The sequence below is a fragment of the Lachnoclostridium phytofermentans genome, from assembly GCF_000733755.1.
Lineage (GTDB): Bacteria > Bacillota > Clostridia > Lachnospirales > Lachnospiraceae > Lachnoclostridium > Lachnoclostridium phytofermentans_A.
Genome location: NZ_JPOF01000008.1, coordinates 1 through 22,164, shown reverse-complemented (window position 1 = coordinate 22,164; position 22,164 = coordinate 1). Strand labels below are relative to the sequence as shown.

General features: G+C 34.7%; 15 protein-coding genes and 1 pseudogene. 2 read left to right on the top strand and 14 right to left on the bottom strand.

From position 1 onward, the window contains the following. Positions 1-106: 106 nt before the first annotated feature. Complete coding sequence (locus CC92_RS0118790; RefSeq protein WP_031420682.1) at positions 107-1,369, bottom strand: four-carbon acid sugar kinase family protein; 1,263 nt, start codon at positions 1,367-1,369, stop codon at positions 107-109. A gap of 249 nt (positions 1,370-1,618) precedes the next feature. Here CC92_RS0118790 and CC92_RS0118785 point away from each other — a divergent pair, with 249 nt between their 5' ends. Further along, complete coding sequence (locus CC92_RS0118785) at positions 1,619-3,397, top strand: sigma-54-dependent transcriptional regulator (RefSeq protein WP_029501975.1); 1,779 nt, start codon at positions 1,619-1,621, stop codon at positions 3,395-3,397. Positions 3,398-3,658: 261 nt separating this feature from the next. Here the strand turns inward: CC92_RS0118785 and dhaK are convergent, their stop codons facing one another. The 12 genes from dhaK to CC92_RS0118715 all read right to left on the bottom strand — a co-directional run bounded on the left by dhaK (position 3,659) and on the right by CC92_RS0118715 (position 19,303). Then, positions 3,659-5,443, bottom strand: a complete 1,785-nt coding sequence (gene dhaK / locus CC92_RS22310; protein WP_081841787.1) for a dihydroxyacetone kinase subunit DhaK — start codon at positions 5,441-5,443, stop codon at positions 3,659-3,661. A gap of 4 nt (positions 5,444-5,447) precedes the next feature. Beyond that, positions 5,448-6,581 carry a glycerol dehydrogenase gene (locus CC92_RS0118770; RefSeq protein ID WP_029501977.1) on the bottom strand — a complete coding sequence of 378 codons (1,134 nt, stop codon included), beginning with the start codon at positions 6,579-6,581 and terminating at the stop codon, positions 5,448-5,450. Between the two features lie 19 nt (positions 6,582-6,600). Then, the gene (gene nagA, locus CC92_RS0118765; protein WP_029501978.1) at positions 6,601-7,788 is read right to left on the bottom strand and encodes an N-acetylglucosamine-6-phosphate deacetylase; all 1,188 of its coding nucleotides are present in this window, start codon (positions 7,786-7,788) and stop codon (positions 6,601-6,603) included. A 101-nt stretch (positions 7,789-7,889) separates the two neighbouring features. Continuing rightward, a complete protein-coding gene (locus tag CC92_RS0118760) occupies positions 7,890-8,657 on the bottom strand; it encodes a glucosamine-6-phosphate deaminase (RefSeq protein ID WP_034218365.1) in 768 nt (255 codons plus the stop codon). Positions 8,658-8,819: 162 nt separating this feature from the next. Next, positions 8,820-9,545 carry a response regulator transcription factor gene (locus CC92_RS0118755; protein WP_029501980.1) on the bottom strand — a complete coding sequence of 242 codons (726 nt, stop codon included), beginning with the start codon at positions 9,543-9,545 and terminating at the stop codon, positions 8,820-8,822. 27 nt (positions 9,546-9,572) lie between these two features. After that, entirely contained in the window at positions 9,573-10,841 is a 1,269-nt protein-coding gene (locus tag CC92_RS0118750; protein WP_029501981.1) for a Gfo/Idh/MocA family protein, read from the bottom strand. Between the two features lie 72 nt (positions 10,842-10,913). Continuing rightward, positions 10,914-11,753 (bottom strand): carbohydrate ABC transporter permease, encoded by an 840-nt coding sequence (locus CC92_RS0118745; RefSeq protein ID WP_029501982.1) that lies wholly within the window; start codon positions 11,751-11,753, stop codon positions 10,914-10,916. 21 nt (positions 11,754-11,774) lie between these two features. Continuing rightward, complete coding sequence (locus CC92_RS0118740; RefSeq protein WP_029501983.1) at positions 11,775-12,677, bottom strand: carbohydrate ABC transporter permease; 903 nt, start codon at positions 12,675-12,677, stop codon at positions 11,775-11,777. A gap of 102 nt (positions 12,678-12,779) precedes the next feature. After that, positions 12,780-14,114, bottom strand: a complete 1,335-nt coding sequence (locus CC92_RS0118735; RefSeq protein ID WP_029501984.1) for an ABC transporter substrate-binding protein — start codon at positions 14,112-14,114, stop codon at positions 12,780-12,782. 173 nt (positions 14,115-14,287) lie between these two features. Next, positions 14,288-16,033 (bottom strand): sensor histidine kinase, encoded by a 1,746-nt coding sequence (locus CC92_RS21920; protein WP_029501985.1) that lies wholly within the window; start codon positions 16,031-16,033, stop codon positions 14,288-14,290. Positions 16,034-16,582: 549 nt separating this feature from the next. After that, on the bottom strand, positions 16,583-17,773 hold the full coding sequence (locus CC92_RS0118720) for a transglutaminase domain-containing protein (RefSeq protein ID WP_029501986.1): 1,191 nt from the start codon (positions 17,771-17,773) through the stop codon (positions 16,583-16,585). 114 nt (positions 17,774-17,887) lie between these two features. Then, positions 17,888-19,303, bottom strand: coding sequence for a YjiH family protein (locus CC92_RS0118715; RefSeq protein ID WP_029501987.1), 1,416 nt, complete (start codon positions 19,301-19,303; stop codon positions 17,888-17,890). Positions 19,304-19,535: 232 nt separating this feature from the next. Between CC92_RS0118715 and CC92_RS21220 the strand changes: the two are divergent. After that, positions 19,536-21,112: pseudogene (locus CC92_RS21220) on the top strand (IS1182 family transposase). Between the two features lie 147 nt (positions 21,113-21,259). Here CC92_RS21220 and CC92_RS0118705 read toward each other — a convergent pair. Continuing rightward, positions 21,260-21,907, bottom strand: coding sequence for an LPXTG cell wall anchor domain-containing protein (locus CC92_RS0118705; protein ID WP_029501988.1), 648 nt, complete (start codon positions 21,905-21,907; stop codon positions 21,260-21,262). Between the last annotated feature and the right edge of the window lie 257 nt (positions 21,908-22,164).

The following is a 22,164-nucleotide window of genomic DNA, read 5'->3' as shown; positions in this document are numbered from 1 at the left end:
TTTTCCTCCTGTTATGTCAAAAATTATACATCAAATTTATGATTTTGTTCCTCCTTATGGAAGATAAAATTATCTGTTGCGAATCATTTCTCCCTGGAAGGTAAAATTAACTACTTCGAATCATTTCTCCCATCTTAATTTCTTGAAGTAACGTGGTTAAAAGTTCTACACTGCCAAAACCACCTGACTTTGAAATAAGCCAAAGCTTCTTATTACCAATCTGTATAGTGGAGAGCACCATTCCTTCATTTAATTCGCAAACTATATTGATATCATTGCAATTTGTATACTCTATAAAACTTAACAGCGTATCTCCTCCTATTATCATCAGCGTATTGTCAACTTCTAGTTCCAGCAGCTTGCCAACTATTTTTCCTAATGAAGTTGCTATGTTAAGCCCTAGCTCTCTTCTATCTGATAGTTCCTCAGTGAAAGATTCATTTAGATTAACGGTTTCTGTATCAATGATACAATGTTCTCCATTCAAACATTGTTGCTTTAATTTTTCTACCCACCGCTTCCCCTCTTCTGTGCATAGAAAGTCTTGTCTTAACTGCTGATCTACAGAAAGAGTAATTCGGTGAAACCCATGTAATTGTGCAAATTCTACCTGAGCTTTCGAAATTGGGTTTACACTACCACAGATAACTAATAAAGGCTTGTCCAAAACCGGCATGTTTTTTCGCTTCCGTTGAAATCCAATAACTTCTGCCAATGCTGCTGCAAACCCTGCGCACCCTGCCATAACGGATAGCATATTTTCTTTCTTTAAATGTCTAGCGATACGTTGTAAATCTTCCTCTGTATCTGCATCAAAGATTCCTATTGTCTTCTTCTTTACTTTTGTGTAATAACTTTCTGATTTATGATAAACACAAACATCGTCATCTGTGTTTTGAAACAAATCTGGTATGTATGAATACTTTACTGGTTCAAAAGGATCTTTTCCAAAGACACTCTCTTTTAGCGGTACACCATCAATATAATGTGAGCCACCCACTGTCACGCGGTTCATTTTCGGGAGAGCAGGTAAAAATGCAAGAAAATCTTTTCCACTTGCATGGAGTAGAGCGCTTAATTCGCTACAAATATTACCTCTCAAACCAGAATCTGTTTTTTTATATAAGTATTGAACTCCTACTTTTACCGCCGCTTTTACTATTTGATATACAATTTTGTATGCTTCCTCTTCACTTACGTGCCTCGTCTCTGCATCTACTACTAGCACTTCGATGAAATTATCTTTATATTTTGTAAAATCCACCTGCCTATGTACTAAAACAGTAGGCATGATACCATAATTCACAAATTGTACTCCGGTATCTAACGCTCCTGTAACGTCATCTGAAATAATCAAAAGCTTAATCAATTAATTCCCCTGCTTTCTTAGTGTTTATTTTTGAAACACTTTTATGCTGTTATTTCATTTTTACTTCTTTTTCTTTTTTCCGTTTCATTATAGTCTATATTACACTCGCTTTTTCATGTGGTCAATATAAAATAGTTTAATATATAAGTTTATAGTGTTTATATTTGAAACATTTATATTTTCTCTTGATTATTTTACATTTTATGATATTATTGTATTAAATTTAAACACTAAGGGAGAGTATTGAGAATGGCTGAAAAAATTAAAATTCTTGTAATTGCTCCATACAAAAGCCTTCAGGCTACTATGGAGAAACTTGCAAACAATCGCACTGATATAGAATTAACTATTTTTGTTGGAGATTTGCTAGAAGGTGTCAAGATTGCTAAAAAGTTCAACTCCTCCAGTTACGATATTATAATATCAAGAGGCGGGACAGCAGAGCTTCTTCAAGAGTCGGTATCCATACCAGTTATTGAAATACCTCTTACTATTTATGACATACTCCGTACCATTAAGCTTTCTGAAAATTATAATAGTAAGCACGCTATTGTAGGGTTTCCGAGTATTACAAAAAGTGCACGTTTTTTATGCGATTTACTTCAATATGATATTGGCATCTATACAGTTCATAATTCTTCTGAAATTACAGAAACCTTAGAACTTTTACGCAATAAAGGTTATCGTATGATACTTGGTGATATGATTACAACCTCCATGGCGAAGGACTTTAATCTAGATTCTATATTAATTACTTCTGGCACAGAAAGCATTGAAGCCGCTTTCGATCAGGCTGTTAAGACATATCATGACATCGCACGATTGGAAGAAAAAAAAGAGTTCTATAACTCCATACTAAAAAATTTATCTTGTAAAGTGGTCGTATATGATGATCAAAAAGAGCTTGTCTACACTAATCAGGATGGTCTCACACCCGACATGCTATCTGTATTAAAAAACAACATTGATAAAGTTATTGTAGAAAAACAACGAACCTTTTTTAAAGAATTTGACAAGCAACTCATGCATACGATTGCTACTTGCATGAGCTATCAAAGCCAAAACTATGTCGTTTATAGTATAAAGCTGCAAAATATGTCCTTTATTCCGTCACGCAATGGTTTACGATACCTCAGCAAAGAATCAGCCTCCAACAAATTTTACGAAAGCTTCTATGGTATCTCAAATACAACAAGCCCACTTCGTACATCGATTGATCAGTTCAATCAAACCGATTATCCTATTATGGTGATTGGTGAAGAGGGTACTGGAAAAGAGCAGATGGTCTACCTCGTCTATTCCCAGAGTAAACTACAAGACAATCCACTTGTTATCATCGATTGCCCAAAGTTAAATGATAAGTCCTGGAGTTTTCTTATTGATAATTACAAGTCTCCTTTTAATGAAACAAATATAACAATACACATTAGAGGCATAGATATATTACCAGAACGTCAATACCAAGAACTTTTTACAATCATCAATAGTACAAATCTATTAAGTAGAAACCACCTGATTTTCACTTACAGTTGCAATGAAAATAAAGATATGGCGGAACGATGTAAGCAAATTGTGAATGAGTTTTCCTGCCTCACTTTACACATTCCTCCATTGCGTTCTAATTTGAACAATATTCCAAACCTAGCAAGTCTTTATATTGGTTATCTGAACCTGGAGCTCGGAAAAGAGATATCAGGATTTGAACCTGGCGCACTAGATTTATTAAAATCCTTCTCATGGCCTCATAATTATAACCAATTTAAGCGAATACTGAATGAACTTGCCGTTATTACAACTACACTTTATATAAAAACTGAAGATGTTGATAAAATACTTAAAAGAGAAAAAAGACAATTTGAACTAGAGAATTTAGATACGAATAATTTAGATATTTCCAGAACACTAGAGGAAATCAATATTGATATTGTCGAACAAGTATTACATGAAGAAAAAGGGAATCAAAGCAATGCTGCAAAAAGACTAGGTATCAGCCGTACTACCTTGTGGAGAATGATACAAAAGCTTTAAGATCTTCCTTCCGCTATTCTTACAGTGAATCTAGTGGTTGAGGATAGAAAAAGTAATAGGAAAAAGTTTGAAAGGAGATGGCCTTGCCATCTCCTTTCACTTTGCATATCTAGCAATTCTGGCTTGCCTAAGTTTACCAGCTTTCTCCTATCAGACTGTACCAGCTGCAAAGGTTGTAAACTGAGTATTTTGCTGTCCTGAAACCATATTACCTATATGTGTATATAACTTCGCAATGTTTAACGATATCTTTTTCTAGTGTTAATAAGTCTGAAGCAATGGATCAACAGCAAGAGAATTTGCTATCTCAGTAAAGATTACACCTAATGCATAGGCGCCTGCATCTGGATATCCAATACTTCTATCACCTACCGTACCAGCCCTTCCCATACGTGCAGCAATTTCCTCTGTTTTCTTTGCACCTTCTACAGCCTTAATAGCTCCAAGCGTAAATGCTTCCACAAAATCTATAGTGCTCTTATCAAAGGATGACCAAGCATCTGCGCAAGGAACAAGTGCATCAATCAGCGTTTTATCTCCCACTACAGCACCACGTCCAAAAGAACGTTCTCCAGTAGCTTGGATTCCTGCTACCGTTGCTTGTAACATGGATGCAAAATCTTCCATTGTTAATTCATTTTTATCTAATACATTTCGACTAGCTGCTCGAAAAGCTGAACCCCAAATTGGACCTGATGCTCCACCACAATGTTCCATAATAATTAGGGAGCAAGCATCTAAGAAGGAACTAATGGTTAGATCTTTAGTTGCAAGAATGGATTTCCACTCCTTCTTTAACTGCCGAAATCCTTTTGCAACACTCATACCAAAATCTCCATCCCCTGCATGAGAATCAAGTTCGCAGAATGGGATTTCATTCTTTATGATAACATGACTCATCGTATCTACAATATATAGCATATTTTGAAGATTGATGTTTCCGTTAATTTCGCTATACGCACTAGGAGTTTCCATCTCATAAGATAATACTTCTTCCGTTTTATTACGTTCAAATGGTTCATAGTATGGTGCAGCAGAAGTATTACTATCTAATTTAAGTGCAGGAGTATTACAGGAAGCCTTATATAAGGTTTCTAATTCATCATCTAGTTTTAAAATCGAGATAGAAGCTCCTTCCATATCGATACTAGTCATATAATTACCTACTAAAGTATGAGCAACCGTGATTCCTTTCTTATGCAGTATTCGATTTACAGAAGCATTCAGTAAATATAACTCCATCAGTGGCGTTGCTCCAAATCCATTGACTAATAATGAGATTCGATCTGGTTCTTTTGTAGTCCCTAGATTTAATTCCTTACATAAGGATTCTACCATTTTACTTGCTAATTCGTCAGCACTCATTACATTGCAACGCTTAATTCCTGGTTCTCCATGGATACCAACACCGTATTCCATTTCACTTTCTTGTAATGTAAACGTTGGTGTACCCTTTGCTGGTACGGTACAAGAGCTAAAAGCAAATCCAATGCTTTTTACATTAGCTATGGCTTTATTCGCTACTCGTTTTACCTCTTCTAGTGAACTACCTCGTTCCGCCATTGCGCCTGCAATTTTATGAACAAATACAGTTCCTGCAACACCTCGACGTCCAACGGTATACAAACTGTCTTTCACTGCTATATCATCGTCTACTTTAACATAATCAACTAAAATACCATCTTCCGATGCTAAATGTGCTGCATTCTTAAAATTCATCATATCGCCGCTATAGTTTTTAACAATAAGCAAAACACCTTGTTTTGTTTCCATTTCACGAATGGCTTGATATACCTGAATTTGGGATGGAGATGCAAATACATCACCACAAACCGCAGCATCTAACATGCCTTCTCCGACAAAACCAGCGTGGGCCGGTTCATGGCCGCTTCCTCCACCACTGATCAGACTTACTTTATTCCTATTTTTATTTTTTCTATATAATACTTTATACTTAGGCAGCATTTCTAATTCTGGGTGAGCTAGTACAATACCATGACACATTTCTTTCACTACATTTTCTGGATAATTAATTATTTTCTTCATAAGCTTACTCCATTTTTTTCTTGAAGGCTTTACCAATGCTATCTGCTGTTAAGATTGCTGCTAGAACTTGCTCCTCAGTAATCGGAAATGGCATAGAATGTATGGATTCTTCTGGTATACATGCTTTTTTTGCAACTTGTCTTAACTCTTCTTCCGTATAAGAATCAATCCCTACATCACTTAGGCAAATTGGAAGTCCAACAGAGAAACAAAACCTTAGAACTTCCTCTAATTCCTCTTTTGGTGCATTTTCTAATACTAATTGCACAATGGTTCCAAAGGCAACTTTTTCACCATGATAGTATTTGTGAGTACCTTCTAATATTGTCATACCATCGTGTATGGCATGAGCACCCGCAAGTCCGCCACTTTCGAATCCTAATCCAGATAAAAGTATGTTAGCTTCTATGATATTTTCTAATGCAGGTGTTACTTGATTGTTATCACAGGCATATTTTGCATGTAATCCATCTTCTAATAGGGTTTTATAACATAATTTAGCTAACTCAAGAGCTGCTTTTGTTGCTTTTGCGGGACCACACAGATTTTCTCTAAATCCACATGGTAATCCTGCATTCACATTAGAATAAGAATTACTTGTTGCACGTGCTTCAAAATAAGTGGAAAGAGCATCTCCCATACCGGAAACAAGAAAACGTGTTGGTGCTTTCGCTATAATCGTTGTATCGATTAAAACAACATGGGGATTTTGTTTAAAATATGCATAATCATCAAATGCTCCCTCTTCTGTATATAAAACTGCAGAATGACTTGTCGGTGCATCTGTAGCAGCAATGGTTGGAACTATAATTAATGGACCACCTTGTGCAACACATTTCGAGGTATCGATGGCTTTACCACCACCTAGTCCAATAATACAATCGCAGTTGTACTCTGCGGATACTTCTCTAAGACGAGCAACCTCCACACGAGAACATTCACCACCAAAATTACTTTCGATGAAAACAACTCCATATTCTTTACTTGTCTTATCTAACTGATTTTTCACACGCGCAATATCATCCTTATGTGCTATTAACAATGCTTTTTTACCATAGGTGGATACAAAATATCCTAAGTTTAATAATTCGTTCTCCCCTTGTACATATTTACTAGGGCATATAAACGCTTTTCTCATCTTAAAAACCTCCCTGTCCTTAGTTTATCTGATCTAAGGCTATATCTCCTTGAACCATTACCATTTGAACATTAATATTGTCATCAAATACTATAATATCTGCATCTTTACCAGGAGTAATGCTACCCTTTTTATGATCAATTTGCATTACTTTTGCAGGGGTAAGACTAATCATCTTAATTGCATCTACTAAAGGAACCTCTGCTAATTGTATCATCGTTCGCACAAGACGATCTGCGGTGGCAACACTTCCTGCAAATGCACTTCGATCTAATAGTTTAGCAACTCCTTCTTCTACAATAACCTTCTGACCTGATGTCAAATTGCCAAGGATGGATTCCCCTTCTGGGCATCCTGCTGCCCGCATGGAATCCGTTACAAGGCAAATCTTATCAGCACCTTTCGTTTTATAGATTAGTTTTAATAGGCTTTCTGGCAAATGTTTTCCATCTGCTATAATTTCCAGGTACATATCATCAATTAAATAACCACTTTCTACGACTCCAGCATATCGATAAGAATTAACTCTCTTTACCATGGACATCCCAGAATAAAAATGTGTCATCAAGTTATATCCATTTTCAAAGGCAGTTACTACCTCTTCGTATATAGCATTGCTATGACCTATGGAGCATACAATCCCTCTTTTTCTTAATTCTCTACCCATCTTAAGTGCTCCTGGTAACTCTGGTGCAATGGTCCATCTTACAATGTCATCACTATAATTGATAATTTTGGTATATGCTTCTTCCTCTGGGTCCTTAATGTGTTTTGGATCTTGTGCGCCCTTTTGTTGCATGGAAAAATAAGGGCCTTCTAGATGAATGCCAAGAATATTAGGGATACCTTTGGTACCTTTACTTTCCTTAATAAAATCTAACGTACGAAATAAATCCTCCATATTACTGGTTAATGAGGTTGGTAGAATGGATGTGGTACCAAAACGCATATGTGCTTTCGCACCTTCTAGAATGGCTTCGAGCGTTCCATCCATAAAATCATGCCCGCCACCACCATGGGTATGTAGATCAATAAATCCTGGTGATATATACTGTCCTTTTACATCAATTACTCGTTCAAAGCTATGTTCATCACCATATTCTCCAACAAGTATTTCTTCAATCATGCCATCTTTAACAATAACACTAGCATTCTCAATTACTCTCAGTGGAGTAATTACTTTTCCATTGGTTAAGACTATTCTCATCTCTTCCTCCCTTAACGTTAGCCCTGAAATAGTATGAACTGTATCAGCATAGATAAATTTCATAAGCTTCTAATTACTTACTATCCACTAATTCGTAGTTACTAAAGTGGGAAGGAGTTGGTATCTACATAGAACTTACATTTTTTATGAGTTCTAAGTATAGATGCTGGACAATCCGTTGTAATATGTCCTCTTAAGGCATTCTTTACTGCTTCTCTTTTGTTTATCCCAGGAACCATACAGAATAGATTATCTCCAGATAGCATTGTTGGAATGGTCAAAGTAACTGCATGAGTTGGTACATCATCGATTGTTTTAAAACAACCATCATTCACTTGTTGTTGTCTACACATCTGATCCAATTCCACAATCTTTACCTTTTGGGGATCCTTAAAATCTGCTACCGGTGGATCATTAAATGCGATATGACCATTTTCTCCAATACCAAGACATATAATATCGATTGTACCTTCTTCTAACAACTGTGTATATCTCTCACATTCTACTTTCGGCTCTTTGATGTTTGGAGTAAGTAAATTTACTTTTCTTGGTTTTACTATGTCAAATAAATTTACCTTTAGGAAATTACTAAATCTTTGGGATGCATTGTTTTCAAGCCCAATATATTCATCCATGTGGAAAGCATCCACTCTATCCCATGGAATATCTTTTATCCTAGTTAAGGTAGATAAGAATTCACTTTGAGAAGGCGCTGCTGCAAAAACCATTCGTATGATGTCTTTCTTCTCTAATAAAGCCTTCATACAATCAGCAACTTGATTCGCTGCACTTCTTCCCATATCATCTCTTGTTGTATATACAAACAATTGTAGTTCATCTATTTTATCAGTAAAAATTGGGTTACACATAATAGTCTCCATTCTGTCACAATCCTGCGAATTTGGGCAACAGCACAAATCCCTGTGTGAAAATCTTGATTTTTCACACTAACCTTCTGCTCTAAATAGGATTTACTATGATAAATTATAGAAATTTTCATTAAAATGAATCATTATTGATTTTTGAATTTTTTATTTTACGTAAGATTTACTTACTTTATATTCACGCGCCGTAACACCTGTATGCTTTTTAAATGCTTTCGAGAAACTTCTTGGATCCGTATAACCTACACGAATACATATTTCAGAGATTAACTGTTCTGTTGTAGCTAACATGACTTTAGCTTTTTCCATGCGAACTTGAGTTAAATAATCTGAAAAATTCATATTGGTTTTCATTTTAAATAAACGACTAATATAATATAAATTTAAGTGAAATAATTCGGATATAGTCTCTAAGCTTACATCTTCATAATTCTCGTCAATATATTTCTTAATACGTTCTATTATGTTTAAATCCTCTTCGCATTCCTCTATATTCTCCATATCGCATTCCATATGAACTTCAGAAAACACTTGATTTAGTTCTTCATACTTGGTCGGCTTAAGAACATAATATCTTACTCCATATCGCATACTAGCTCTTGCATAATCAAACTCACTATGGGCACTAATCATTACCACCTTTATTTTAAGCTTTTTCTCATAAATGTACTTGGCTAACTCAATACCTGTTACATTAGGCATCATAATATCACTAAGTAATACATCTACTTGATTATTCTCAATAAAATCAATGGCTTCTTTGCCATCGGCACAGATTCCAACAACTTCAAATCCTATTTGTTCCCAAGGAAAATAATTAGCTAAACTTGTACGAATCGTAACTTCATCATCAACAATGAGTAATTTATACATAGCAATCTCCTATATCTCTTATTAAAACTAACTCATCCTACCCTTTTTTATTATCTCTTCTTTAAAAGAATCCATATCTACAATAACACCTTCTTGTCTAGATACTTCTGCAGCAAATGCCATAATATGGCTATCTACCGATTTACTAGCATTTGTTCTTGCACTATCCCAATTACCACTACGTGCAATTTCAACTACATCTTTCATAAGCATGGCATCTCCACCGCTATGTGCTCCTGCATGTACTTTGGGACGTATGGTAGTTTCTTTTTGGCTTCCAAAGTGGCGTATCGTGATATAATTTTTTTCCATATTAGCACGAATATCACCTTTTGTACCAAGGATACGAATTTCACGAGTTTCTGTGGTGTTAAAACCATTTAAGTTAAATGATACAGTAATATCATCCTCATAAAGTATATTTACAATCTGATGATCTACCACAGCATTATCACAATGGAATACGCAACGGCCATAATCTCCTTCTCTAACGGCTTTGGTACGTGCTTCTAGGGAAGTATCCACACTAATCATACTGGTTGGCCAACCTGTTTCCTCTGTTAGATATTGCTTTAATGCAGAGAATGGACAATCTTTTTCTATGGAACATTCCATACAACGTGTTGCAGAACCAATTGGAGCATTTTCTTTCTTAAAATATGTTAATTCACCAAAGGAACTGATTTTCTTGCATTTCTTACCTGTTAACCAATTTAGAATATCTAAATCATGACAAGATTTTGCAAGAATAATTGGACTTAACTTTCTAAAATTACCACGTACATAACTATGAGCGATGTGAGTATAGGACACATTCTCTGCGTGATGTATGGATATTATCTTTCCCACTTCTTCTCTATCAACAAGTTCTTTTAGCGTACTAAAGATAGGTGTATAACGTAGTACATGACATACCAATAACTTGCAGTTGTTTTCCTCTGCTATTCTTACTAGTTCTAAGCATTCCCAGGGATCCGGCGACATTGGTTTTTCAAGCAAGCAATGAAATCCTCTCTCTAATGCCATCTTTGCCATCTCAAAATGATCCGCATCTAGATTGGCTACAATAACAATATCAATGTCTTTTACTTGTTCTAACATGGTTTTTGCATCCACGTATCTGTTTTCTTTTGGGACATGATATTTATCCCCAAATTGTTCTAACCTACCTGGAAGTATATCACAAGCACATGTTACTACTGCTTCTTCTGGATGGGAAAGAGTATAATCTGAATAAGCTGTCCCTCTAAACCCACATCCTATAATACCGAATCTTACTATATTATCCTTTTTCATATCAATCTCCATTCCGCCGCCTTAACTTCAATTTATGGCAGTCCTCTACTTTCCTTCACACTAACATATCTACTAACCTTTTAATCCAGTTGTAGCGATACCTTCAACGAAATAAGGTTGTGCTATGAAGAATATCAAGATACTTGGTATTAAACTCACTAGGGTATTGGCAAGAAGTGGTCCCCAAGATACACTGGATGTACTATCAATTAAACTTCTTAGGAATAGTGAAACTGTAAATTTGTTAACTGAGCTTATGTAGATTAACTGATTGATATAATCATCCCATGTCCATATAAAGGTAAAGATTGCAACAGAGAATAATACCGGTTTACATAGTGGCATAATGATAATTCTATAGATGCCAAAGATATTACATCCATCAATATAAGCTGCTTCATCAAGGTCTTTTGGTATACCTCGAATAAACTGAACAATTAGGAATACGTGAAATCCATTAATTGCACAAAATGCTGGTACGATAAATGGTAAATAACTATCCACCCAACCAATTTTACCAAACATAAGATATTTAGGAATTAATGTTACCTGAGCTGGAAGCATCATAGTAGCTAACATAAACATAAATAAGATTCCTTTAAATTTAAAATTAAGTCTCCCGAATGCAAACGCTGCTAATGAACTAGAAAGCACTGTCCCTAGGATAACTAGTCCCACCAATAAAAATGTATTTCCTAAAAAATATCCAAAACTATAGGAAGGATTAATATTCCATCCGTCAATAAAATTCTGAAATGTAAAGTTATTACTTATTAGTTTAAAATCACTGGAAAAGATCTCCGAACCAGGTTTAAACGCACTACTAAAGAGCCAAATCATAGGAAAAAGCATTACAAAGCTTCCTAGAATTAATATAATATGGCTTATTATACTTTTTCTTGATTCTTTCATTGAAAAGTACCTTCCTTTTCATTAATTTTCATAATATACCCACTTCTTAGAGGACCAAAATATAATTACAGTAAATGCAAATATAATTAAAGTTAATATCCAAGCTAATGCAGAAGAATATCCCATTCTATGTGATTCAAATGCAGTTCGATATAGATGAAGCATGTACACATAGGTGGAGTCTGCTGGACCTCCATTGGTAATAACAGAAACCTGTGTAAACACTTGGAATGCATTGATAATTCCCATGATTAAATTAAACAGAATATTGGATGAAATCATTGGAAGTGTAATCTTAAAAAACTTTCTTATCTTACCTGCACCATCGATATCACCAGCTTCATATAATTCATTCGGTACTTGTTTTAATGCTGATAAAAATACAACCATGGCTGAACCAAACTGCCAAGCACCCATGATAGCTAATGTTCCTAATGCCATTTTAGGACTTGTTAAAAAATCAAATGGGCCTATCCCAAAAATACTTAATATATCATTCACGAAACCATCCCTTGATAGTACTATTTTCCAAGTAACTGCCATAGCGATACCAGCACCGATAATGGAAGGTATATAATAGATCGTACGATAAATTGCCATACCTCTAATTTTTTTATTTAATAAAATAGCTACAAATAATGCTGCAACCATCTTTACAGGTACAAACATAATTACATACTTCAATGTGATAATTAAGCTGTTTTTAAACATTCTATCGTCAAAAAACATTTCTTTGTAATTATCAAGCCCGATAAACTTTGCACTACCGTAGATGGAATAATCGGTGAATGAAAGCCATAATGATTGAATCATTGGCCATATAGTAAATAATAAAACACCAATAATCCAAGGTAATAGAAATAAAAACGCTGCTTTATTATTATACTTTGATGTATCTAGTTGTTTTGATTTTATTCCGAACACAGGATGCTCCTTTCGTCCTACTATATAAGGACTAAAATAGGCAGCAAGAGGAAGAAGGTATTTTCCCTCTTGCCGTTTTATTAAATTTTATACTCTAATCAACTATTCATAGAATTTGCTTAATATCTTATTGCATTCTTTTTCAACCACATCTAAAAATTCTTGAGGATTATATTTTCCATACATCATATTTTCAAATTCACGTTTTAACAAGGAATGAATTTCCATATAACCTGCAGGGAATGGTTCATTCACAATATCGTCGGATGTAGATTTTTCAATGCAATCGAACATTAATTTTTCAGCGTCGCTTAGAGATTCTGCAATACGTTTACGAGTAACACTGTTACTTGGTACACCACGTTCTAGTGCAAGAATATCACCAGCTTGTTCATTATTTATTAAGAAATCAATTAACTTTCCTGCCTCTTTCGCATTGACACAATCCTTTGTAACACTGTAAACCATAGATGGATTAATCCAAAATGCATCTTTTTCTAAGCCCTTTGGAGTACGCTCAATACCAAAATTAATATCTGAAGACATATAGGTTTGTGTCATCGGTGAGAAGTTAATAATCATTGCTACTTTTTTCGTCTGGAAATCATCCACATTCTGTGGGTTAGATGCAGTGATTTCAAGTGGAGGCATAATGCCTTCCTCTAATGGCTTCTTGATAAATTCGACTGCTGCAAGGCCTTCTGGAGTATTAAATGCGATTGATTTTAAATCCTCGGACCATAATTTCCCACCACGTTCATATAGGTATTTTTTAAACCCAAGATCTGCTCCTACTGGATCTTCTACATAGGATGTACCCCATACATCAATTTTTCCGTCACCATCGGTATCCATAGTAAGTTTTCTAGCTGCTTCCATGTAATCATCCCAAGTCCAGTTCTCTGTTGGATAATCGATACCGGCTAAATCAAAATACTCTTTGTTATAAAAAAGTAAAGAAGTACTTACACCAGCAGGTATTGCATATAATTTTCCATCGATACGATACATATCTAGAGTTGCTTCTGACAAATTACTAATATCGATGATTCCTTTTTCAATTAAATCATCTAAGGGCATTAGCTGCTCTCTTGCAACATATTCAGCAACATTGGTATAGGACATTTGAACAACATCTGGCCCTGTATTCGCTGCTAATTGAGTCGTCAATTTGTCAAAATAACCGTCCCAACCGGAATATTCCGTCTCTACTACAACGTTAGGATTGATACTTTTGTAAATTTCCACTGCTCCAACGGTAGCCTTATGACGAGTTTCTCCACCCCACCACATGAAACGAATCTCTGAACTCTTATTCGTTTCTGTCTTATTCGCTCCTTCATTCGCTTCATTTGTCGTATTAGCCTTAGAACATCCTACAAGCGCACTAATTAATAATAGAGCAATACATAGTAAGGCAACTCCTCTTTTTTTCATAAAAAATCTCCCTTCCATAAGTAACTTTCATTAATTATTACAAATTTATTGTATCATAAAGGCATTTTTTTAGTGAGTTTGCACTTTATCCTATATTGACATCTAATTTGACTTAATTTTTAAGTTATGTGTTCTGAATTTGACATTAGTGCAAAAACAGCACTCATTGGATTTTATATTTCATCCATAGGATCCGTAATAAAATTGACAATCTCCTCTTTATTATCATAGGGCAAATGAATTTTAATTTGAGTTCCCCATCCTTCTTTACTTTGTATATTCATAATGCAACGTTCCTCATAAACGAGTCGAAGCCTTTTATATACATTTTTAACTCCAATATGTATACTAGGAGTTTTATTGGATTCCTGATCTAAAGTACGCTTCATTTGTTCCAACTTCTCTTTTGGAATCCCCTTGCCTGTGTCAATGATTTCAAGACATATATGATCACCATCACTTTTAAGAACTACCTTTATTTTACTCTTACCATCTTTCTCTTTAATTCCATGATAAATGGAATTTTCTATGAGAGGTTGTATAATGAGTTTAATAATATAATAATCCTCTAAGCTCTCATCAATATCCCATATCATCTCGAATTTATCTTGGTAACGCTCTTGTTGAATTGCCACATAGCTTTTTGCATAAGCTAGCTCATCTTTAAATGTCACCTTCTCATTCGGATTGCTTAAGGAGTACTTTAATACATCTGAAAGATTCCCTAACATCTTACTGACATGATTGGTAATTCCTAGATGTTTTACAATTCCCCAGTTTATGGTTTCCAGAGTATTAAATAAAAAATGGGGGTTGATTTGTGATTGAAGTGCCAAAAGTTCCATTGACTCATACTTACTTTTCTTTTCATTTAATTGCGCTTTTACATAACGACTTTCAATAAAAACTCGAATCATGTTTTGAATAATATAGCCATATTCATCCTTTACTTTAGAAGGTAACTCTGGTAGTGGGGCTGATGCATCTGCTGCTTCAATAATTCTGTATATTCCTAGTATTCGATCATAATTACGCTTTGATCTTATGTACGAAGCAATAAGTATTATAAAAATACTTATTATGAATATGATACCTATGGTAAAGCTTATACGATAAGAAAACTCATATAGCTGACTCGTGGGTACACGAGAAACATAAGAGTATCCCCTATCCTTAGATTCCACTGTGATTCGTTCGTTACTACCATTATCAATTACGTCACCATACAAAAAGTAATAGAATTCATCCCCTTCTTCTGCTGATATACTTACTTCTTGTCCAGATAATAAATTTAACTTACTTAATCTCTCATCCAAATAAGATGTCTTAATATTAAGAACTACAGTACCCACTTGTTTTAAACCTATATAAAGCTTTCGATAGGCGGTAATAACATTCGTAGGAGTTTCAAAGGAATACCTTTGTATGCTTCTTGCTTTCATCATAAGCATATCTTTACTGTCTTCTAACTCTTTGGCATCTAATAACCAATCATTGTCTAAAAATTGATTCGGTGTAACCTTTCCCTCATTACTTACAATAAAGCTGTCTTCCGTATTGTTGATATATACATAGATAGAGTGGATATACAATCTAGAATTAGTCAATGTATTAATAAAATTAAGCATTTCTTTCTCCACCATTCGCTTCTCTGATGTCTGAATATTTGCGTCCACATAATCGGTATACTGTGATGCTTTTGTATAATATTCAAAATTCAAACTAAGTGAATTTACTTCCGTTAATATGGTCTCTACATTGCTCCGGATCTGTATTAATAAATTTTCATTATTTTTATTTAATTCGCGCAAAATAATATCATGAACATAATAAATGGTAAATATCCCTATAAATAGTAAGACTGTAAATATTGGTAATGCAAATGAGATAAAACTTTTAATAAACCATTTCTTTTTCATAACGAATCATCCTTTCACTGATTTACTACCATCATTTTGTCTATAAATAAAAGTTGACACCTCTAATTTTTCGACATTTTTCGTCATATATTCCTTCATTATATTTTATAGTCACAACATTATCAACAAGTTAAAAGTACTAAAGCATATAATATTCATTATTTTATACAAAATAATAGCATTTCTAACTTATTCGTACCAAAGGTATGTTTCGAAGAAATTAATTCTATTGGAAAAATCATTCTTTTTAAACGTGGTAAAGTTTTTTCATTTCTAGCATCTAACATAGAGAAAATTAATGTATTTATTTCATCATTGGATATTCTAGTATCTTTATTTACGGTAAACTTGAAACCATTTTAAAATTAATGGAAGACAATAGAATGAGCAAACCTTAATATAGAAAAAAGTGGATTAGAAAATCTTAGTAACATGATTTTCTAATCCACTTTTTTATTATTGAATATGTCAACCTGAAAAAGATAGTCTTTCAGCGCTCTTACCTTCTGCAAGCGTTTTTAGTTAACGCAATCTTTATTGTAATTAATTTTATTCACTCACTAAAAGGTGTTCAAAAAAGCTTTGGTTCCATTCACGATCCATCACTGCTTTCTCTTCTGACATAGCAAATCTTGAATAACCTAACTCGGGAGTGATGCCACGGTCATAGGTCGTATCAAAATAAAGATACTTCCCCTCGTATTTGATAACGTTCCACATATGATACTCACCATGTGATTTTCCATTCACATTATAACACTCAATCCCAAGCTTATCCAAAAGTAAGCGAACGGCCCATGAGTATCCACCACAAATTGCTAGATTATCTTTTAGCGCACCATATGCCGTCATCGATTCATAAGGCATTTCATCTCGGTTCGAATAATATCTGTGGTCATATGCTGTATTTGCTGCCACATAGGAATAAACAGCATATATCTTTTCCTCATCGGTCATAGAATCGGTAACAATGTCTTTCAAAATCTCATCTGCAAGTAAATTAGTTTCTTCGATATAGGATAACGACTCTTCTCTAGTCTTGTAATTAGCCGGTGACATGGTTATTTGAGTGGCATCTTGATTCAAACTACACAATATATAACCATAACCAGCCTGTTGTAACGCATTTTGCATATCATCAACATTTAGCTCTTTGTTCATAATCATAATATCAACCGAAGTTTCTGTAAGATTATCTTGAGCAATCGAAATCAGCTCTTTCAGCGTATATACTTTTCGTGCATCTTTTTGTAACTCGTTCTCCTCAAAACCTAACTTATATGGCATATACTTTATGGAACATGTTACAATTTGGGTATCTTCATCATACTTTGTCTGTATCTCATATGCATATTTTAATTCTGATTTTTCTGATAGTACGTTATGATATGCATTTAATACGTAATGCTCAGGAAGCTGGTTATTAAGTTCTGCTTTTTCTATATCAAACGAGAGTTTCTCACAAAATAAAGGTATCGCTTCTAATAAAATAGCTTTCACATCTTGCTGCGATTCTACCGTATTCAGTGTAGTTTCAAGCTCTATTTTCTTTTGCTCAGAAAAATCCACGCTTTTGGTAGGTTCTGGAGTGATTGTAGCCTGCGGTGTAGATGTTATCGTTTGCTCGCTTACTACAGTGGGCGTGGGTGATAGTTGATGATTTGAATCAGTTTCCGTAATATTACAAGCTGTAAGTAGAATACAACATAACATCACAATTACCATACAATATCTCTTCATCGTTTTAGCTCCTCTCGCTTCCTTATCTTTATTGTTTTCAGTTTTGTTTTCACCATTATACCTTCTTTAGGTTGAATTAACCAGCCCATTCAAAAGCTTTTAAAAGGAAAGCATTTAAAACAATATATGTGCAATCAGTGTAATAATAGGTAACGTAACCAAGGTACGTTCGACAAAGATAAGGAATAACTCACCAAATTTTATAGGAATCTTAGAAGCAATCAGTAACGCTCCTACTTCAGATAAATAAATTAGCTGAGTGACGGATACCGCAGCTACAATAAAACGTGTCATATCATTTTCTACAGCAGAAATCATAACAGATGGTAAAAGCATATCTGCAAACCCTGCAAATATTGTTTCTGAAACAGCTGCCGCTTCCGGTATTCCAAGCATATTTAAGAATGGTAATAATGGCTTCCCAAGTATTTCAAAAACTGGTGTGTATTTCGCAATCACAAGTGCTGTGGTCCCCATCGCCATAACAATCGGAATAACAACAAGCCACATATTTAAAACATTGCTTACACCATCCGTCATCACACTTTTTATTACCTTTTTGCCTTCTACTGTTTCTAGAGCCTTATGATAGGCAACAGAAAGACTTTTCTGACTCTTGGCATCTCCAAATGGAATTTTATTATCCATTGTAAAATCATCTTCTGCTCTATCCCCTCCATTTACCCCATCCACATAGCAATCTTTTTTCCTAGAAAGAGGTGGAAGTTTAGGAATCACAATAGCTGCTACTAGACAGGCAAAGGTTACTGTTAGATAAAAAGGTATAAACATATGTGACAATCCAACGGTATTAATTACAACTAAGCAAAAAGTTATGGATACCAACGAAAAGCTAGTCCCAATAACACAAGCTTCTCTCTCTGTATAAAATCCCTCTTCATATTGCTTGCTTGTTAGTAATACTCCTATCGTACCATCACCTAGCCAAGAAGCAATTGCATCAATAGCAGCTCTTCCAGGCAGGTTAAACAATGGCCTCATTACCTTAATTAATAAGGTTCCTGCAAATTCTAATAATCCAAAATTCAATAACAGTGGTAATAAAAAACCTGCTAAGAAAAATATCGTAAATAGGATTGGTAATAATTCATAAAACACAAGGCCACCAGTATTTTCAGAATAGATTAGCTCTGTTCCAATATGAAAATAAGTAAAAACGCATAACAGAAAGGAAAACCCTCTTACAGCAATCGATATGAATGAAATCTGAAACAGTGAACAAAATACGGAATTCTTCTTTAACATAGCAATCACACTACTCTTACTATAACGAAACATAAAAAAAGTAATAACACTTCCAAAGAAGGAAACTCCCACTAGCCCTAAGACAATCAAAGGCAAAGAAGAAAAATATCTATCTTGTATAAAATCGGACAACAAAGCAATTGGTATCGTAATCTTATTCCCGATTTTTATTGGAAACATAAATAATATTACACCAAGTAAGGATGGTAATATAAATTTAAAACTGGTTTTGTAACTATATTTCTTTTTTACATAATTATTCATTTCTACCTCTCTTTATCAGTAGCACAAAACTAAATTTACTGGTATTTGGAGATTTTATTATAAATAAAAAAGAATAAAAATGCAAGCATATATGCATATTTTCACATTTTACCATATTCGAGTGTTGATCATGTAGAAAGGGGCTGTGAAAAAAGCACCTAACTAGAAAAGAGGATTTTTAATTCACGTTAGTGAGTTAAAAATCCTCTTTTTGTGGTAAAATTTATCTGCAATGAAAAATCAAACCACAACTTATTCTAAATCAAAACAAGGCATTTTGCCAATGTTTATTTCAGATTTTCTTGATATTTGTGATCCGGTTTTGACATTTGACGAATTCATGGAGGGAATTGACTTAGCTAAGTATCTGAGAAACATACCAGAACATGAAACTGGGCGCATCAGATATAATCCCGTCAACATGCTGAAAACGGTGCTTTTTGGATTTATGACCCAGGGCTACATGTCACTAAGAGAACTGGAAGATAACTGCAGAGTAAATATCAGATTCATGTATTTAATTGATAACGAAAGACCTTCCTACAGGACTTTTTCCTATTTCATCAATGATGTTTTAGGTGACTCCATTGAAGATATTTTCAACGATATCAATAAAAAGATTTTTGAACAGGAAAATGTAGACCTCAACCACCTTTACATAGACGGTTCAAAATTTGAAGCAAATGCGAATAAGTACAGCTGGGTATGGAAAAAAGCTACTGAGAAATCCAGATACCGACTGTTTGAAAAGATAACTGCCCTTTTTCATGAAATCAATACAGACCTTGAATGGTCAGGGCTTAAAATAGAAGCAAACGTAGAGTATGCACCTGAACAGCTACGTGAAATAGCTGATCAGTATGCCAAGGTTTGGAACGTTGATAGATCCGATTTTGTTTATGGAAAGGGACATCGAAAAACCTGTCAGCAGAGGCAGTATGAGAAGCTTTTAGAGTATGCCTCAAAGCTGGAGGAATACATAGAAAAGGTGAATATCTGTGGCCCTGCACGTAACAGTTATTCCAAAACAGATCATTCCGCCACATTTATGAGGATAAAAACGGATTACATGGGAAATGATCAGTTACTTCCGGCATACAATGTACAGGTTGGGGTAGCTGATGAATATATAGCAGTTGTTGACGTTAACCAGTATCGTTCAGACATGGACTGTTTTGTACCACTCATGGAGCAATTCAAAAAGACATATGGATTTTACCCGAAATATCCAACTGCGGATGCCGGATATGGTTCATATAATAACTATATTTACTGTGAACAGCATGATATGGAAAAAATACATGAAATTCACTATGTTCAAGAAGGAAACCGAAGATAAAAAATACCATAATGATCCGTTCAGAGCTGTCAATTTCAGATTTAATTCGGAAGGATACATGATATGTCCAAATGAAAAGAGATTTATTTTTTCTCACCGAAGAGCAGTACGTGGAAATGAATACGGACGTCAGGAAGAAATCTATGTCTGCGAAGACTGCAGCAACTGTCCATATACAGCTCAATGCAAGAAAACAGAGAATAATCGTACTATAAGAATCAATCAAGAACTGACAGCGATGCATCAGGAAGTGATTGAAAATCTTGAAAGTATACATGGTGCACTTTTAAGAATGAATCGATCCATTCAGCAGAAGGAACATTTGGAATCATGAAAAATGATCGAAACTATAAAAGAATTGTCAGAAAGAGGAATCAATTCTGTACGATTAGAGATTTTTTTTAGTTTCTATCGGACAAAATCTATATAAATATCATAATAAAAAGATGCGACTTCAAAAATCAGCATAAAATCCAAAATGCTGATTCTATGGGGTAGGGGGATTTATGCTCTTTTTTAGAGTGTTGATTTAGATTAAAAACAACTAGAGACGTCGGTTAAACCGACGTCTCTGTGTTAGGGGCTTTTTTCACAGCCCCAATAAGTTTGTACTGCGATTAAATTAAACCATGCGCTCTCTCTCTTTTCTTTGTAACTACGAATACTACTCCTGCAATAGTTACGATACCAAGTAATACAATAACTGGCATCCTATTCTCTCCAGTCTTTGGTACATCCTCTGTAGCAGTGCTCGTAGTTGCATCGGTAGCAACCGATGTTTCTTCAACTGCAGGTGTACCTAAACTTGAAGCCTGATCATCGGATAAAAACATGTCTTTAATGGAATAAACACTACTTCCGCCGTCAAGCCCTGTAAAATTAACCCATGAAATTACTGCAACGCCATTTTCATCGACAGGAAGAACTACATCCTGATATTCCTCTGTTAACATGATACCTAGATCTTTTAGATGAAAGGTTGCAGCATCTGAAACCACGATTTGTGCAGCAGCAGTGTCTCCTGTTGCCTTCATTACAATATGTAAGTACTTTGCATTTACTTCGTAATCACCTAAGTTAAGCTGTGTCCAGTTACCAGGTCCTTGTATTGTTCCATCTACTTCTTCCCCTGCATTGACAAATCCGCCACTTAAGATCTTACCATCCTTCATTAAATCCGTAGCTGCCAATGCATTCACAGTAAACAAAGTCATGATAGCAAGTGCCGCAAACATAGTTGCAATAGATTTTCTTAATTTTCTCATTGTAAATACCTCCTCATGTTATTTAGTTTGACGTAAAACCAAAAATCTTTTAAGATATTTATTGTATATATTGTATAGTTTAACGTTTAACTAAATAGTACCATTACTTCCTTATTATGTCAATATGTATTTTAGATTCTTATAAAAACTTTCGGAAATGATGATTGGGATCCGATGGGTGTGAAAGACCTTATCCGAGCTGCAAGCAAAGAAGATGGAAAGGACTATTTTCCATTCCAACCTTATTATCAATTGAA

Bases quoted from the DNA above. Each gene is read 5' to 3' on its own strand.
- dhaK (WP_081841787.1), bottom strand. From the start codon at position 5,443: ATGAAGAAAATAATTAATTATCCAGAAAATGTAGTGAAAGAAATGTGT.
- CC92_RS0118735 (WP_029501984.1), bottom strand. From the start codon at position 14,114: ATGAAAAAAAGAGGAGTTGCCTTACTATGTATTGCTCTATTATTAATT.
- CC92_RS0118705 (WP_029501988.1), bottom strand. From the start codon at position 21,907: ATGAGAAAATTAAGAAAATCTATTGCAACTATGTTTGCGGCACTTGCT.
- CC92_RS0118785 (WP_029501975.1), top strand. From the start codon at position 1,619: ATGGCTGAAAAAATTAAAATTCTTGTAATTGCTCCATACAAAAGCCTT.
- CC92_RS0118755 (WP_029501980.1), bottom strand. From the start codon at position 9,545: ATGTATAAATTACTCATTGTTGATGATGAAGTTACGATTCGTACAAGT.
- CC92_RS21920 (WP_029501985.1), bottom strand. From the start codon at position 16,033: ATGAAAAAGAAATGGTTTATTAAAAGTTTTATCTCATTTGCATTACCA.
- CC92_RS0118715 (WP_029501987.1), bottom strand. From the start codon at position 19,303: ATGAATAATTATGTAAAAAAGAAATATAGTTACAAAACCAGTTTTAAA.
- CC92_RS0118720 (WP_029501986.1), bottom strand. From the start codon at position 17,773: ATGAAGAGATATTGTATGGTAATTGTGATGTTATGTTGTATTCTACTT.
- CC92_RS0118760 (WP_034218365.1), bottom strand. From the start codon at position 8,657: ATGTGTAACCCAATTTTTACTGATAAAATAGATGAACTACAATTGTTT.
- CC92_RS0118750 (WP_029501981.1), bottom strand. From the start codon at position 10,841: ATGAAAAAGGATAATATAGTAAGATTCGGTATTATAGGATGTGGGTTT.
- CC92_RS0118745 (WP_029501982.1), bottom strand. From the start codon at position 11,753: ATGAAAGAATCAAGAAAAAGTATAATAAGCCATATTATATTAATTCTA.
- nagA (WP_029501978.1), bottom strand. From the start codon at position 7,788: ATGAGAATAGTCTTAACCAATGGAAAAGTAATTACTCCACTGAGAGTA.
- CC92_RS0118770 (WP_029501977.1), bottom strand. From the start codon at position 6,581: ATGAGAAAAGCGTTTATATGCCCTAGTAAATATGTACAAGGGGAGAAC.